At 41.6% G+C, this 14,408-nt stretch carries 11 protein-coding genes and 2 rRNA genes; 10 read left to right on the forward strand and 3 right to left on the reverse strand.

The window, feature by feature from the left end; translation table 11 throughout:
* From O1D97_RS16185 to O1D97_RS16195, 3 genes are all read left to right on the forward strand, one after another.
* Positions 1-1,616, forward strand: a 23S ribosomal RNA gene (locus tag O1D97_RS16185); the annotation flags it as partial.
* Between the two features lie 261 nt (positions 1,617-1,877).
* A 5S ribosomal RNA gene (gene rrf, locus O1D97_RS16190) occupies positions 1,878-1,992 on the forward strand.
* A gap of 458 nt (positions 1,993-2,450) precedes the next feature.
* Positions 2,451-3,449, forward strand: a complete 999-nt coding sequence (locus tag O1D97_RS16195; RefSeq protein WP_269127206.1) for an oxidoreductase family protein — start codon at positions 2,451-2,453, stop codon at positions 3,447-3,449.
* Here O1D97_RS16195 and O1D97_RS16200 read toward each other — a convergent pair whose 3' ends face one another.
* Positions 3,450-4,403: a LysR family transcriptional regulator gene (locus tag O1D97_RS16200; protein ID WP_269127207.1), complete on the reverse strand. Its 954-nt coding sequence runs from the start codon at positions 4,401-4,403 to the stop codon at positions 3,450-3,452.
* A 114-nt stretch (positions 4,404-4,517) separates the two neighbouring features.
* On the opposite strand from O1D97_RS16200, the gene O1D97_RS16205 reads away from it, so the two are divergent.
* Complete coding sequence (locus tag O1D97_RS16205) at positions 4,518-5,396, forward strand: DMT family transporter (RefSeq protein ID WP_269127208.1); 879 nt, start codon at positions 4,518-4,520, stop codon at positions 5,394-5,396.
* Here O1D97_RS16205 and O1D97_RS16210 read toward each other — a convergent pair.
* Positions 5,378-5,998, reverse strand: coding sequence for a TetR/AcrR family transcriptional regulator (locus O1D97_RS16210; RefSeq protein ID WP_269127209.1), 621 nt, complete (start codon positions 5,996-5,998; stop codon positions 5,378-5,380). The genes O1D97_RS16205 and O1D97_RS16210 overlap by 19 nt on opposite strands.
* Positions 5,999-6,115: 117 nt before the next feature.
* Between O1D97_RS16210 and O1D97_RS16215 the strand changes: the two genes are divergently transcribed.
* Entirely contained in the window at positions 6,116-8,134 is a 2,019-nt protein-coding gene (locus O1D97_RS16215; RefSeq protein WP_269127210.1) for an NADPH-dependent 2,4-dienoyl-CoA reductase, read from the forward strand.
* Between the two features lie 71 nt (positions 8,135-8,205).
* Here O1D97_RS16215 and O1D97_RS16220 read toward each other — a convergent pair whose 3' ends face one another.
* Positions 8,206-8,733, reverse strand: coding sequence for a hypothetical protein (locus O1D97_RS16220; protein ID WP_269127211.1), 528 nt, complete (start codon positions 8,731-8,733; stop codon positions 8,206-8,208).
* Positions 8,734-9,058: 325 nt separating this feature from the next.
* Between O1D97_RS16220 and iscR the strand changes: the two genes are divergently transcribed.
* From iscR to O1D97_RS16245, 5 genes are all read left to right on the forward strand, one after another.
* Positions 9,059-9,553 (forward strand): Fe-S cluster assembly transcriptional regulator IscR, encoded by a 495-nt coding sequence (gene iscR / locus O1D97_RS16225; RefSeq protein ID WP_269127212.1) that lies wholly within the window; start codon positions 9,059-9,061, stop codon positions 9,551-9,553.
* A 70-nt stretch (positions 9,554-9,623) separates the two neighbouring features.
* The gene (gene sufB, locus O1D97_RS16230; RefSeq protein ID WP_269127213.1) at positions 9,624-11,060 is read left to right on the forward strand and encodes a Fe-S cluster assembly protein SufB; all 1,437 of its coding nucleotides are present in this window, start codon (positions 9,624-9,626) and stop codon (positions 11,058-11,060) included.
* 44 nt (positions 11,061-11,104) lie between these two features.
* Positions 11,105-11,878 carry a Fe-S cluster assembly ATPase SufC gene (gene sufC, locus O1D97_RS16235; protein WP_269127425.1) on the forward strand — a complete coding sequence of 258 codons (774 nt, stop codon included), beginning with the start codon at positions 11,105-11,107 and terminating at the stop codon, positions 11,876-11,878.
* Positions 11,875-13,137, forward strand: a complete 1,263-nt coding sequence (gene sufD / locus O1D97_RS16240; protein ID WP_269127214.1) for a Fe-S cluster assembly protein SufD — start codon at positions 11,875-11,877, stop codon at positions 13,135-13,137. The genes sufC and sufD overlap by 4 nt, the downstream gene beginning before the upstream one ends.
* A 47-nt stretch (positions 13,138-13,184) precedes the next feature.
* Positions 13,185-14,402: an aminotransferase class V-fold PLP-dependent enzyme gene (locus O1D97_RS16245; protein WP_269127215.1), complete on the forward strand. Its 1,218-nt coding sequence runs from the start codon at positions 13,185-13,187 to the stop codon at positions 14,400-14,402.
* The last annotated feature ends 6 nt before the right edge of the window (positions 14,403-14,408 follow it).

Consider the following 14,408-nt stretch of genomic DNA (forward strand, 5'->3'; position numbering starts at 1 on the left):
AACTTCCCCGCCGGAAGACCAAGGTTTCCTGTCCCATGCTAATCAGGGCAGGGTGAGTCGGCCCCTAAGGCGAGGCAGAAATGCGTAGTCGATGGGAAACAGGTTAATATTCCTGTACTTATGTATATTGCGATGGAGAGACGGAGAAGGCTAGGCTAGCACGGCGATGGTTGTCCGTGTTTAAGGTGGTAGGTTGAGAGCTTAGGTAAATCCGGGCCCTCTTAAGACCGAGAACTGATGACGAGTCCTCTTTTGGACGAAGTAGTTGATGCCATGCTTCCAGGAAAAACTTCTAAGCTTCAGATATACATGAACCGTACCCCAAACCGACACAGGTGGTCAGGTAGAGAATACCAAGGCGCTTGAGAGAACTCGGGTGAAGGAACTAGGCAAAATGGCACCGTAACTTCGGGAGAAGGTGCGCCGGTTAGTGTGAAGGATTTACTCCGTAAGCATTGATCGGTCGAAGATACCAGGTGGCTGCGACTGTTTATTAAAAACACAGCACTCTGCAAACACGAAAGTGGACGTATAGGGTGTGACGCCTGCCCGGTGCTGGAAGGTTAATTGATGGGGTTAGCGTAAGCGAAGCTCTTGATCGAAGCCCCAGTAAACGGCGGCCGTAACTATAACGGTCCTAAGGTAGCGAAATTCCTTGTCGGGTAAGTTCCGACCTGCACGAATGGCGTAACGATGGCCACACTGTCTCCACCCGAGACTCAGTGAAATTGAAATCGCAGTGAAGATGCTGTGTATCCGCGGCTAGACGGAAAGACCCCGTGAACCTTTACTATAGCTTCACAGTGAACTTTGAACCTACTTGTGTAGGATAGGTGGGAGGCTTTGAAACTAGGACGCCAGTTCTAGTGGAGCCAAACTTGAAATACCACCCTGGTATGTTTGAGGTTCTAACTCAGGTCCCTTATCGGGATCGAGGACACTGTGTGGTGGGTAGTTTGACTGGGGCGGTCTCCTCCCAAAGAGTAACGGAGGAGCACGAAGGTGTGCTCAGCATGGTCGGAAATCATGCGTAGAGTGTAAAGGCAAAAGCGCGCTTAACTGCGAGACAGACACGTCGAGCAGGTACGAAAGTAGGTCTTAGTGATCCGGTGGTTCTGTATGGAAGGGCCATCGCTCAACGGATAAAAGGTACTCCGGGGATAACAGGCTGATACCGCCCAAGAGTTCACATCGACGGCGGTGTTTGGCACCTCGATGTCGGCTCATCACATCCTGGGGCTGAAGCCGGTCCCAAGGGTATGGCTGTTCGCCATTTAAAGTGGTACGCGAGCTGGGTTTAGAACGTCGTGAGACAGTTCGGTCCCTATCTGCCGTGGACGTTTGAGATTTGAGAGGAGCTGCTCCTAGTACGAGAGGACCGGAGTGGACGAACCTCTGGTGTTCCGGTTGTCACGCCAGTGGCATTGCCGGGTAGCTATGTTCGGACGGGATAACCGCTGAAAGCATCTAAGCGGGAAGCCTCCCTCAAGATGAGATCTCACTGGGACATAAGTCCCCTAAAGAGCCGTTGAAGACTACGACGTTGATAGGTTGGGTGTGTAAGTGCTGTGAGGCATTGAGCTAACCAATACTAATTGCTCGTGAGGCTTGACCATATAACACCAAAGTGGTTTTGAGTGATAAAGAGAGACTGAGAAAACTCGTAAAGAGAAGGGTCAAACGGCATCATGAAAAGATCATAGAGACACAGATTACGACAGCATCAGCAATGATGTGGCTGGTTTGATACTTGGTTATCGCTATTTCAAAAAAAGCATTGTTAAAGATTCAAGCACGTATTGGCGTGTTGTGAGTGAACCTGCTGGATTAAGCCTAACGGCTTAACACAGACACTCAGAACGAACGCAACCCGTTTGCTTGACGATCATAGAGACGTTGAACCACCTGATCCCATCCCGAACTCAGAAGTGAAAAGCGTCATCGCCGATGGTAGTGTGGCATTCGCCATGTGAGAGTAGGTCGTCGTCAAGTTTTATTTAGAAAGCCCTGATTGCTCACGCAGTCAGGGTTTTTTTCGTCTGTAGGTTGGCCTTTAGGCCAACAATAATGCCACACAGCATACCTATATCGACTAACATGATACTTTTTGTCGGGATGAGTCCCGACTTACATCTCCTGTAGGTTGGCATTAGTGATAACTTCAGACCGACAATGTGTGTGCGTAATAAGCTCCGACCTGTATTGTTCTTCAAGAGCTACCAATCAACTTATCCTAATGAGCCTCTTTTTGTCGGCATCAATGCCGACCTACCTTTCAAACCGTTACTCCAGCTATTTGCTGTGCACATTCAGCCATACCGTCCAGTAAGTGTTTCTGCCAGAGGCTTTTAAAGGGCTTCTCTTTCGTTAAATTGATATTGTTTCAGTCAAAAAACATCTATATTCTGCATTCTCATACAATACTCAATACTTTTGATGACCCATATATTATGACACCTGAAATTTATATTAAGAGACAACTGACCGCCTCTTCTGTTGTGTATATAGAGACTTTACAAGCGCTTTGGAGTGGCTGCGGTGTTATCGTGAGATATTCTGTTTCAGGAGTAGAGGGAGTCTCTTCTGTGATTCTTAAACGTATAAAGGTTCCTGATCATATTTATCATCCTAAGGGGTGGGATTCGGAGTATGCAACTCAACGGAAAATTTATTCCTATCAGGTAGAAAAAAACTGGTATGAAAGTTGGTCAAAACTTTGTGATTCTAGCTGTTATATAGCGAAATGTTATGGTGTATTGAATCTAGATAAAACCAAAGAAGTATATATTCTGTTGGAGGATTTGGATTCCATTGGTTTTTCTAAAAGACATGCAGGCTTAAGTGTATCCGAGAGTTTGCCTTGCTTGCATTGGCTTGCCGCATTCCATGCTCGTTTTATTAGAGAGCGTCCTAATAAAGAATGGCCTGCTGGTTTATGGGAAAAGGGAACGTACTGGCATTTATCGACTCGGCAACCCGAATGGGAAAGTATGCAAGAAGGCGTATTTAAGACGGCCGCTCCACATATTGCTCATACACTAGATCAGGCACGTTTTCAGACACTCGTGCATGGAGATGCAAAAGTGGCTAATTTCTGTTTTTCTGATGATGGCTTGTGCGTGTCAGGTGTCGATTTCCAATACGTTGGAAAGGGAGTAGGCGTTCAAGATCTAGCGTATTTTTTAGGCAGTTGTTTAGATGAACAATCATTGCAGGAGCATTTAGATTATCTTTTAGATGTGTATTTTACTGAGTTATCTCGTTCTATCATTAGCACTGGTGAATCACCTGATTTTGCTGAAGCGGTCACTCAAGAATGGTTTCATCTTTTTCCAGTCGCCTGGGCCGATTTTCATCGATTTATATTAGGCTGGTCTCCTAAACATAAAAAAAATACACAGTTTAGTCGTAAATTAGCATTGAAGGGGTTATCTGAATGCACTTTATAACTAGTCAGTTTCAGTTTTCCATTCCAGTGTTCTGCTTTGTTGTGTGATCCATTGTTTCAGTTGATTTATTCCTGCTTCATTACGGCGGCTTGTTTTAAAGACAAAACTAAATTTATCGTTAGTTTTTAAAGAATGAATCGGGAGTGTAATTAAATTACCTTCGGAAGACTGCTCCTTAAGCATGTAGTCATTAATTAGTGTAATACCTTGATCGTATTTGGCTGCTTCATAGGCAAGCAGTAAGTGACTGAATTTTTGAAAGCGAACTTCTGACGGAAGTTCAACACCTTGTTCTTGAAACCAAAGTTTCCACTCTATTGCGTAACCCTTGTAGATACTATATGTTGTGATAAGCGGATATTTTAATAATAAAGAGGGTGTAGCAATCAATAACTCTTTTATTTTATTTATGTCATTTGTTCCTAGGTCAATTTGAATTTGAGCAAGCATAGCAGGACTACATGCTGGGAATAAGCGTTCTTCATATAAGGTTTCAAAGCTAAAACCTCGTTTTTGCTCTTCTGTTGTTACAAAACAATCAGCAATCCTATCTGATAGCTCTGGTGTAAAATGAGTCATTTCAATTGAGACGTCTAATAAGGGGTACTGCCTTTTAAAGTCATTCAGTCTAGGGATCAGCCATGAAATAGCAAAGGAGCTGTATAAAGCTAAGCGAATTTGAGTTTGTTCCTGTCCTTTTATTTGATTACTGGCGCGGCTGATAAGCTCAAGTGATGTGCTAATGCTGTCTAAATAGGCTTTACCCTCATGAGTCATGCTCAAGTTTCTTCCTTGCCTAATAAATAGACTTTCCCCCAAATAGTTTTCTAATAGTTTAATTTGATGGGAAACGGCGCTTTGGGTGAGATTAAGCTCTTCTGCGGCTTTGGAAAAACTGTTTAACCGAGCTACGGTTTCAAAGATAGGCAAAGATTTTAATGGCGGTAAAGACATACTATTTTAGTATCGAAATAATTAATGGCAGATGTGTTTTTATCATTATATTTTATGTTAACCGATCTTTATACTGTCTATCAATATAATGATACAAACAGTGTGGAGGGGCGTATGTCAGGTAAAACAGCAAGCAGTGCAATCTTATTACTTATACTTGGTAACTTTGCCGCAACACTTTGCGATGCTTTCATTAAAATGGCGGGAGCGGATGTCCCCGTTTTTCAATTTACTTTAATGCGATGCCTTTGCATGGTGCTTTGTCTCTTACCATTTTTAGGTCAGGTGAATTTGTCTAATCCATTAGAAGGAGTAAAGCTTCATTTTATTCGTGGCAGTATTTGGGTGCTTACGACTGTATTTCTTGTACTTGCTTTAGCGGAATTGCCTTTAGCTACAGCAAATTCGATTTTTTATACGGCGCCTTTATTAATAACCTTATTGGCGGCTGTCTTTTATAAAGAAAAGCTTACTGGTATGGTCATTTTGGCTGCTATTTTAGGTTTTATAGGAATCCTAGTTATCTTAAGGCCTACGGTAATCAGTACGGGGATGACCAGTGCATTATTGTTTGCTCTAGGATTGGCGGTAAGCAGTCTATTGATCAGGAAGCTACCTAAAGGTCAGTCTTTGTTCCATGGAATGTTGCTGACGCATCTATGTGCATTACCTTTTGCTGGTGGTTTGGCTTTATTTGAAGGTGCTGAGTGGGATTGGTCTTTAGCAGGCTTTGCTCTTATATCATCAATTTGCTCAATTCTGTATGGTATGTCTTGTTTGCTAGCTTATCGATTTGTTGCTTCTAGCGAAATTGCCAGTGCGGAGTACTCTGGACTGATTTTTGCTATGATTCTTGGATGGTTGCTGTTTGGTGAAAATATTGATCTATTTGTGGGTATTGGAGCCGTCTTTATCATTGCTCCATTAGCCTATATTAGTCATAGGGACAGTCGTAAAAGGCGTTTGTTACTGGCTCAGGAAACGTTTGTTTGATTTTTATGTGTCAGTAGGTTTATAGCGCTTTGAGTCATAATTGCTAGATCTTGATTATCAAGGTAAATACCGTCTATCAGTAATCGACACATACCGTGTAATGTTGCCCAAGTAGTTTGAGCTACCCTTAATGGTGGGTCTGTCTTGGGCAAAACCTCTTCTTTTTGTAATATCTCTACCCATTGAACCCAGAGTTTAAAGCTATTTTTAGATTCACTTTTTAATGAGTCAGTAATGTTTTCTGCTTTCCAAATATCACGGCCAAACATGAGGTCGTAAGTTTCTCTATGTTCTTCAGCAAACTGAATATAGGAATAAACATACTCTTTGAACAAAGTAAGACAATTACTCTTTTTGGGATTTATAATGTAGGTTGAAAGGTTTTTGCTTTGTAGCAGGAAGCCTTGTTCCGCAATGTTGCAGAGTAGTGCCGTTTTGTCTTTAAAGTGATGATAGGGTGCTGTTCTCGATACGCCAACCTGATCTGCTAGTTTTCGCATTGACAGTCCATCAACACCATCTTCTTTTAAAATTTTAGTGGCGGTAAGGACAAGCGATTGTTTGAGATCGCCATGATGGTAAGTCGATTTGGTATTTTTCATTTGCTAAATATATCAATTGATCTTGACGCCGTCAAAATTCAATATTAATCTTGACGGTGTCAAGACTTGTTTTTTTGTGTTTAAGTCGCCTAATAAAATAAAAAAGAGATTATTCCTATGACCCATTCCCAGTACCCTCATCTTTTTGAACCTTTGGATCTTGGTTTTACGCAGCTAAAAAACCGTGTGTTAATGGGGTCTATGCATTTGGGGTTGGAGGAAATGAAAAATGGCTTTGAACGAATGGCCGCTTTTTATGCTGAAAGGGCTCGTGGTGGAGTAGGGTTAATTGTTACCGGTGGTATTGGACCAAATTCTGAAGGAGGGGTACATGCGTCTGCCGCACAAATGTCTTCTTTGAAAGATGTCGAAAATCATCAGCAAATTACTCAGGCTGTACATGCAGAAGGTGGTAAAATCTGTATGCAAATATTGCACGCCGGACGCTATGCTTATAACCCTAAAGCCGTTGCCCCTTCTCCCATTAAAGCGCCGATTAATCCATTTGAACCAACCGAATTAACAACTGAGAATATAGAAAAACAACTACTTGCCTTTGAGAATAGCGCCAAACTAGCTCAAGAAGCTGGGTATGATGGTGTTGAGATAATGGGGTCAGAAGGCTATTTACTGAATCAATTTATTGTGGAACGCACCAATCAACGCCAAGATTCATGGGGAGGTACGTATGAAAATCGAATGCGTTTTCCTGTGGAAGTGGTGCGTCGTGTCCGTGAGGTGGTAGGTAATAACTTTATCATTATATATCGTCTTTCCATGTTAGACCTAGTTGAAGATGGAAGCTCTTTTGAGGAAATTATTGCTTTAGGTAAAGAGATAGAAGCCGCCGGTGTCTCTATAATAAATACGGGAATCGGCTGGCATGAAGCGCGTATACCAACTATTGCGACCAGTGTTCCTAGAGCGGCTTTTACCTGGGTTACGGCGAGAATGCGTAAAGAATTGACTGTACCTTTGATTACATCGAATCGAATTAATATGCCTGAAGTGGCTGAAGCTGTGCTGGCGAGAGGTGATGCGGATATGGTGTCAATGGCTAGACCTTTCTTAGCCGATCCTGAATTTGTTATTAAGGCCGAAGAACTGAGGGCGGATGAAATTAATACTTGTATTGGTTGTAATCAAGCTTGCTTAGATCATGTTTTTGCGAATAAATTAACCAGTTGCCTAGTGAATCCTCGGGCATGTCACGAAACAAAAATGGTGAGTATTCCTGCTGTAGTTAAGAAAAAGCTGGCGGTGATTGGGGCTGGGCCTGCAGGATTGGCTTTTGCAACAAATGCAGCAAAGCGCGGTCATGATGTTACTTTATTTGATGCCGCTACTGAGATTGGGGGGCAGTTTAATATTGCAAAACGTATCCCTGGAAAAGAAGAGTTCTATGAAACCTTACGTTACTATTCTCGACAAATTGAGTTGACTGGTGTGCATTTGTCATTGAATACGAAGGTGACGGTGGAAACGCTAAATCAGAGTGATTTTGATGAGGTCGTTCTCGCAACTGGGATTTTGCCTAATACTCCGGACATTGATGGAATCGATCATAAGAAAGTAATGAGTTATTTAGAGGTTATGCAAGGCGCTAACGTAGGTAACAAAGTCGCTGTAATTGGTGCAGGTGGTATAGGTTTTGATATCAGTGAAGTGTTATTGCATCGAGGGTCATCAACGAGTCAAACCATTGCCAGCTTTATGTCGGATTGGGGGGTGGATATGACTTTAGCGTCCCGTGGTGGTGTTACTTCGGTAGAGAGAAGTGAAATACCAAAGAGAGAGATCTTTTTATTGCAGCGCAAAACATCTAAAGTAGGTGGGAAATTAGGTAAAACGACGGGTTGGATTCATCGAGCGAATTTATTAAAAAAGGGGGTGAAAATGCATTCTGGTTGTGAATATCAAAAAATTGATGATGATGGATTGCATTTATTAATAAATGGCGAGGAAACCGTATTAAAGGTGGATAACGTGGTTGTTTGTGCAGGACAAAACGCCAATACGACCTTGATTGATGAGTTAACTAAGCCTTATCACTTGATCGGTGGTGCGGACATAGCAAAAGAGTTAGATGCAAAAAGAGCGATACATCAAGGGACAACGCTTGCACTGGAGATTTGATTCTTTCTTCTATTCAAAAGGCTAGAGTTACGGTATTTCCAACTCATTAGGTTGTGAAATGCCGTAACTTTTTACTTAGTAGGTTCTCCTGTCTTTAGCAAGACTAGAAGTTGCTCCCTTTTTTGGCTTTGTTGAATGGCAATATTAAGTTGATTATCATAATCTCGTTGCCAGTCATCGGCACGGCCTACTATGACGGACAAATCTCTCATACTGGCTTTAAGAACGACTAAAAAGGATTGAATGTTTTTCTCTTGATTTAACATAATATTTTTCAGGGAGTTTGCACTGCTGTGTCTTAGGTAGGTTTTAAGCTCTGCAGTATTGCCTGCAACTTGCTGCAGTATGGCATCTTGCTGGGTTATTCTTGCTTCAAGCGTCGCTATTTTTTCTTGAGATTCAAGTTCTTTCGTTTGAGTGGTACTGCTGCCTTTTATCAAGAATAGAGTTGTACTCACGGACGCCGCAACAGAAATTATAATAGTAAGTAAAAAAGCCAACATTAAGAATAGTTTTTTGAAACGCTTAAAGACACTTTTTTTAGACTTAATATCTAATGATTCCTCTACTGGCTTTGCGCTCGTTTTTTTATCTACCATGGTTGGATACCCCTCTCTTATGTCTTTAAAGTGTTTTCTAATTTAGTAAAAGGTAGGTTGTTTATTGAAAAACGATCACTAAGAAATATAAGTATAGGTGATGAATTTTTATTGGCCTTAATTTAGATGAAATTTTAATTGTGAGTCGGTATCGCTTTCCTCTTAAGAAGGGGTTTTGTTTTCGTTTTCTAACTCGTAAAATACATGGGAAAATATCATCTAGATGATTGAGTACATACCACAGTATTTTAGTAGGTTATATACTTGACTAAAATAGTAGGTTTTGATTGAATAGGCGACCATTAAATTGCTTAGCGGATGAACTATGCGCCTGACAACAAAAGGCCGATATGCGGTAACAGCCATGCTAGATCTTGCATTGCATACCAATAGTGGTCCAGTCTCTTTATCTGATATTTCACAGCGACAAGGCATTTCTCTTTCTTATTTAGAGCAATTGTTTGCTAAATTGCGTAAGCAAAGTTTAGTGACGAGTGTTAGAGGGCCTGGAGGCGGCTATCAATTAAGCCGTCCTAATCAAGATATTTTTGTTGCTCAAATCGTTGATGCTGTCAATGAATCAGTAGATGCAACAGGTTGTAGAGGCCGTAGTGATTGCCAATCGGGTGCTACCTGCTTGACGCATCATTTATGGTGCGACCTGAGTGATCAAATTCATGATTTCTTAAGTCAAATAAGTTTAGAGCAATTGGTATTGAGGCAAGATGTGCGCATTGTCGCAGAGCGTCAAAACCATGAGCAGTATAAAAACTCGAAAGAGTCCTTAAAAGACAAAATTGATGCATCAATAATTAATTAGAATTTATAAAAGTAGCAATGAAATAGGCAACACACCTTTTTGTTCTATTTAAAAAAGTGAGTTTTATGTTATGACTGAACAAATTGACAAAGCGCTTGAACGGGAATATGAAGCCGGTTTTGTGTCTGATATTGAATCAGAAACGTTTGAACCTGGGTTAAACGAAGACATCATTCGTCGTATTTCAGCTATGAAAAATGAACCGGAATGGATGCTTGAGTGGCGCTTAAAAGCGTTTCGCGTTTGGTTAGAAATGGAAGAGCCTGATTGGGCGCATATAAAGTATTCGAAAATAGACTTTCAATCTATTTCTTATTATTCAGCACCAAAAAGTATGAAGGATAAGCCTAAATCGCTTGATGAAGTGGATCCTGAATTGATTCGTACTTATGAAAAGCTAGGTATTCCTCTAATAGAGCAACAAATGCTTGCGGGTATTGCCGTTGATGCGGTGTTTGATTCTGTCTCAGTTGTAACAACATTTAGAGAGAAGTTGGAAGAAGCTGGCGTTATTTTCTGTCCAATATCTGAAGCGGTTCATCGCTTTCCTGATTTGGTTAAAAAATACCTTGGTACCGTTGTGCCTACAAAGGATAACTATTTTGCCGCTTTAAATTGTGCTGTGTTTACTGATGGCTCATTTGTTTATATTCCTAAAGGTACGCGTTGCCCAATGGAGTTGTCTACATATTTTCGTATAAACGAGCAGAATACTGGTCAATTTGAAAGAACGCTCATTGTTGCAGATGAGGGCAGCCATGTTAGTTACCTTGAAGGCTGTACGGCACCTCAACGAGATGAAAATCAGTTGCATGCGGCGGTTGTTGAACTGGTTGCCATGGACAATGCAGAAATCAAATATTCTACTGTACAAAACTGGTACCCAGGCGATGAAAATGGCAAAGGTGGTATTTACAACTTTGTAACAAAACGCGGGATCTGCCATGAGAGCGCAAAAATTTCTTGGACGCAAGTAGAAACTGGCTCTGCTGTTACTTGGAAGTACCCAAGCTGTATTTTGAAAGGTGATAATAGTGTTGGTGAGTTTTACTCGGTTGCACTAACTCGAAGTGCTCAACAAGCGGATACCGGAACGAAAATGATTCATATTGGTAAAAATACCAAGTCGACTATCATCTCGAAAGGGATCTCAGCTGGACGGAGTAATAATAGCTATCGAGGCTTGGTTCGAATGAATCCTGGCGCTCAAGGGGCACGTAACTTTACTCAGTGCGATTCCTTGTTAATAGGTGACCAATGTGGTGCGCACACTTTTCCTTATGTGGAAAGCCGCAACCCATCAGCGATTGTTGAGCACGAAGCGACAACCTCTAAAGTAAGTGACGAGCAAATGTTTTTGTGTCGTCAGCGCGGAATCGAGCCAGAAAAGGCCGTTTCAATGATTGTAAATGGCTTCTGTAAAGAAGTATTCAAAGAATTACCAATGGAATTTGCCGTCGAAGCGGGCAAGTTACTTGAAATCAGCCTTGAAGGCTCAGTAGGTTGAGGAACCCCAATATGTCTAATATCACACCAACGACAGAGAAAAGCATGCTTACGATTACTGATTTACATGCAAGTGTTGAAGAAAAAAACATTTTGAAGGGCCTAAACCTAGATGTTAAGCCAGGCGAAGTTCACGCAATAATGGGACCGAATGGCGCGGGTAAAAGTACAACAGGTTATGTACTGTCTGGCCGTGACGGCTATACAGTCGAAAAAGGTTCTGCCGTCTTAGATGGTGTAGAAATTCTTGAAATGGAAGCGGAAGAAAGAGCTCGTGCGGGTTTGTTTTTAGCATTTCAATATCCTGTTGAAATACCAGGCGTTAGTAATCTTGAATTTCTAAAGGCGTCTGTAGATGCGCAAAGAGAAGCGCGTGGTGAAGTGGCTTATACCTCAGCTGAGTTCCTTAAGTTAGCCAAAGAAGCCTGTAAGCAAGTTGATTTGCCTCTCGCTTTCTTGAAACGTGGTGTTAATGAAGGCTTCTCCGGCGGTGAGAAAAAACGTAACGAATTGATGCAAATGATTTTGTTGAAACCAAAACTTTGTATTCTGGATGAAACGGATTCTGGTTTGGATATCGATGCGATGCAAGTGGTAGCTAACGGTGTCAATAGCCAACGATCTCCTGATCGTAGCTTTATTATCGTCACCCACTATCAGCGCCTTTTAGATTACATTAAACCGGATTTTGTTCATGTTTTGTCTGATGGCAAAATTGTAAAAAGCGGTGATGCATCTCTTGCTAAAGAGCTTGAAGCAGAGGGTTATGCTTGGATACACAACGAACCTAAAGATGAATTGGAAGGTGATTTGCTATGAGTGTATGGCTAGAAAATGCCATCGCTCGTGCTAACTCGACCAGCGATTGGTTATCCCCCATTAGGTCTGTTTCTCTTGCTGCATTGAAAGATACTCCTTGGCCAACACGTAAAACGGAGGCCTGGAGATATACTTCGCTAAAATCTCTTGAGAGAGCAACGCTTTCGCCTTCACCGTCAGTAAATCAAGATACACCGGAGCAAATTGATGGCTTTGAAAGTTTCAATCTTGTATTTAGAAATGGTGAGTTTGATCTTGATTCATTAACTCAACCTCTGCCTGCTGGTTTAATGATTAGCTATTTACCTACGGCCTCAGAGGAAATGAAACAAGCCAGCTTAGATGAGTTTTCCCAGATTAAGCCTGGACGACATTTATTTGGCTTAATTAATGATGTGCTTGCGCAACATGTTGTGCGTATAGAAGTGGCGGAAGGGGTCTCTATATCTCAGGCGATTCGCATTACGTCATTGATAGGGCTTAATTCTGAATCGCATACGCGAGTGTTTGTAAAGTTAAATAAAGGCGCTAGTTTAACCGTTTCTGAGCATTATCAGGGTAATGTTGAGAGCTTAAATACGGGGTTTGTAGAATACGATATCTGTGCTGAAGCAAAGCTTGAACATTATCGTTTTGCACTGCAAACAGACAAAGCTATTAGCCTAGGCGGCTGCCACTTTAAATTGGGTGAGCGCGCGGACCTGAACAGTACTCTTGTAGGCTTTGGTAGTGATTTAAGTCGTGTTGATACTGATATTATCTACGATGGTGAGTTTGCTACTGCAAAATTGAATGCATTTTATCTATTGGATGGTAAAGAGTTATTTGATTTGCATGCGACGGTGGAGCATGCCGTACCAAATTGTACAACCTTAGAAAATGTTCGAGGCATAGTTGCCGATCGGGCAAAAGCGGTTTTCAATGGCCGAATTCATATTCATAGGCATGCACAGAAGACTTTGGCGGAGTTGAATAACCGCAACTTATTGTTATCCGATAAGGCGGAGATAAATACTAAGCCTGAGTTGGAAATTTATGCTGATGATGTGCGTTGTGCCCATGGTGCGACGGTAGCAGAGATTGATAAGCACGCTTTGTATTATCTTGAGTCACGCGGAATTTCACGCAGTAAGGCTCAAGTAATGTTGAACTTTGGTTTTATTAATGAGTTGATTGATCAAATGCCAAATCAAGTGTTGGCAGAGTGGATTCGTCCTCAAATACGTAACCGTTTTGCTGAAATGGAAGTTACTCGATAAATTATTGAGTGATTCACAGTTGTCAATTTAGATTTAGTGAGAAAAATATGAGTTTTGATGTTCTAGCTGTTCGTAAAGAGTTTCCTATTTTAACTAGAACGGTAAATGGGAAGCCTTTGGTATACCTTGATAATGCAGCTACGACTCATAAGCCTCAGTGTGTTATTGATGCGTTAGTGGATTATTATTCTACATGCAACTCTAATGTACATCGTGGCGCTCATAAGCTTGCCGATGAGGCGACACGTCGGTTTGAAGGAGCAAGAGATATCATTGCTCAATTTATTAACGCTCCTTCTCGTAATTCTGTTATCTGGACGAGCGGTACGACCGAGTCTATTAACATTGTCGCTAATGGTTTGTCCCAATTGCTACAAACTGGCGATGAAGTGGTTGTGACGTCGATGGAACATCATGCGAATTTAGTGACTTGGCAACAAGCTTGTGCGAAAAACGGTGCAAAGTTAAAGATTGTTCCTGTTAATGATTTGGGTGAGCTTGATGTTGTTGAGTATACAAAATTAGTTAGCCCTAAAACAAAGTTGGTTGCTTTTCCTCATGTCTCTAACGCGTTAGGAACGGTTAACCCGATTGTGGAATTAACTCAAATAGCGAAAGAAGTAGACGCACTGGTTCTTATTGATGGAGCTCAAGGCATTGCGCATGGTGATGTTGATGTTCAGGAAATTGGCTGTGATTTCTATGTGTTTTCTGGCCATAAGGTCTACGCCCCTATGGGAGTTGGGATTTTATGGGGTAAAGAACCCGTACTTGCGGAGTGGCCTGTCTGGCAAACGGGTGGCGAAATGATTTCAACGGTGAGTTTCACCGATGCAACTTGGAATACCTTGCCCTTTCGGTTAGAAGCTGGAACGCCTAATGTAGGCGATGCGATTGCTTTCGGGGAAGCCATTCGTTGGTTTTCGTCATTTGATTTAGCATCGCTACAAAAGCATGAAAAGGCGCTAATAGATTATGCGACGAAAAGAGCAAAAGAATTTGAAGGGTTAACCATTATTGGTGACGCCAGTAATAAAGTGGGGGTTTTAAGCTTTGTTTTAGATGCAGGGCATCCTGCTGATGTCGGCTTCTTATTAGACAAACAAGGAATCGCTATTCGTACTGGTGATCATTGTGCTCAACCTTTAATGAATCGTTTTAGCGTGCCAGGTACAGCAAGAGCATCCTTTGCTATTTATAATACCTTAGATGAAATTGATGTGTTTTTTGATGCGTTATGTAAAGTAAAAGCCATGTTGGCTTAGGAGAGA

Source organism: Marinomonas phaeophyticola (assembly GCF_026966905.1).
In the GTDB taxonomy this organism is placed as follows: domain Bacteria; phylum Pseudomonadota; class Gammaproteobacteria; order Pseudomonadales; family Marinomonadaceae; genus Marinomonas; species Marinomonas phaeophyticola.

Coding starts and splice junctions, on each gene's coding strand:
- sufB (WP_269127213.1), top strand. CDS start 9,624: ATGACTGAACAAATTGACAAAGCGCTTGAACGGGAATATGAAGCCGGT.
- O1D97_RS16245 (WP_269127215.1), top strand. CDS start 13,185: ATGAGTTTTGATGTTCTAGCTGTTCGTAAAGAGTTTCCTATTTTAACT.
- O1D97_RS16215 (WP_269127210.1), top strand. CDS start 6,116: ATGACCCATTCCCAGTACCCTCATCTTTTTGAACCTTTGGATCTTGGT.
- iscR (WP_269127212.1), top strand. CDS start 9,059: ATGCGCCTGACAACAAAAGGCCGATATGCGGTAACAGCCATGCTAGAT.
- O1D97_RS16210 (WP_269127209.1), bottom strand. CDS start 5,998: ATGAAAAATACCAAATCGACTTACCATCATGGCGATCTCAAACAATCG.
- O1D97_RS16195 (WP_269127206.1), top strand. CDS start 2,451: ATGACACCTGAAATTTATATTAAGAGACAACTGACCGCCTCTTCTGTT.
- O1D97_RS16205 (WP_269127208.1), top strand. CDS start 4,518: ATGTCAGGTAAAACAGCAAGCAGTGCAATCTTATTACTTATACTTGGT.
- sufD (WP_269127214.1), top strand. CDS start 11,875: ATGAGTGTATGGCTAGAAAATGCCATCGCTCGTGCTAACTCGACCAGC.
- sufC (WP_269127425.1), top strand. CDS start 11,105: ATGCTTACGATTACTGATTTACATGCAAGTGTTGAAGAAAAAAACATT.
- O1D97_RS16200 (WP_269127207.1), bottom strand. CDS start 4,403: ATGTCTTTACCGCCATTAAAATCTTTGCCTATCTTTGAAACCGTAGCT.
- O1D97_RS16220 (WP_269127211.1), bottom strand. CDS start 8,733: ATGGTAGATAAAAAAACGAGCGCAAAGCCAGTAGAGGAATCATTAGAT.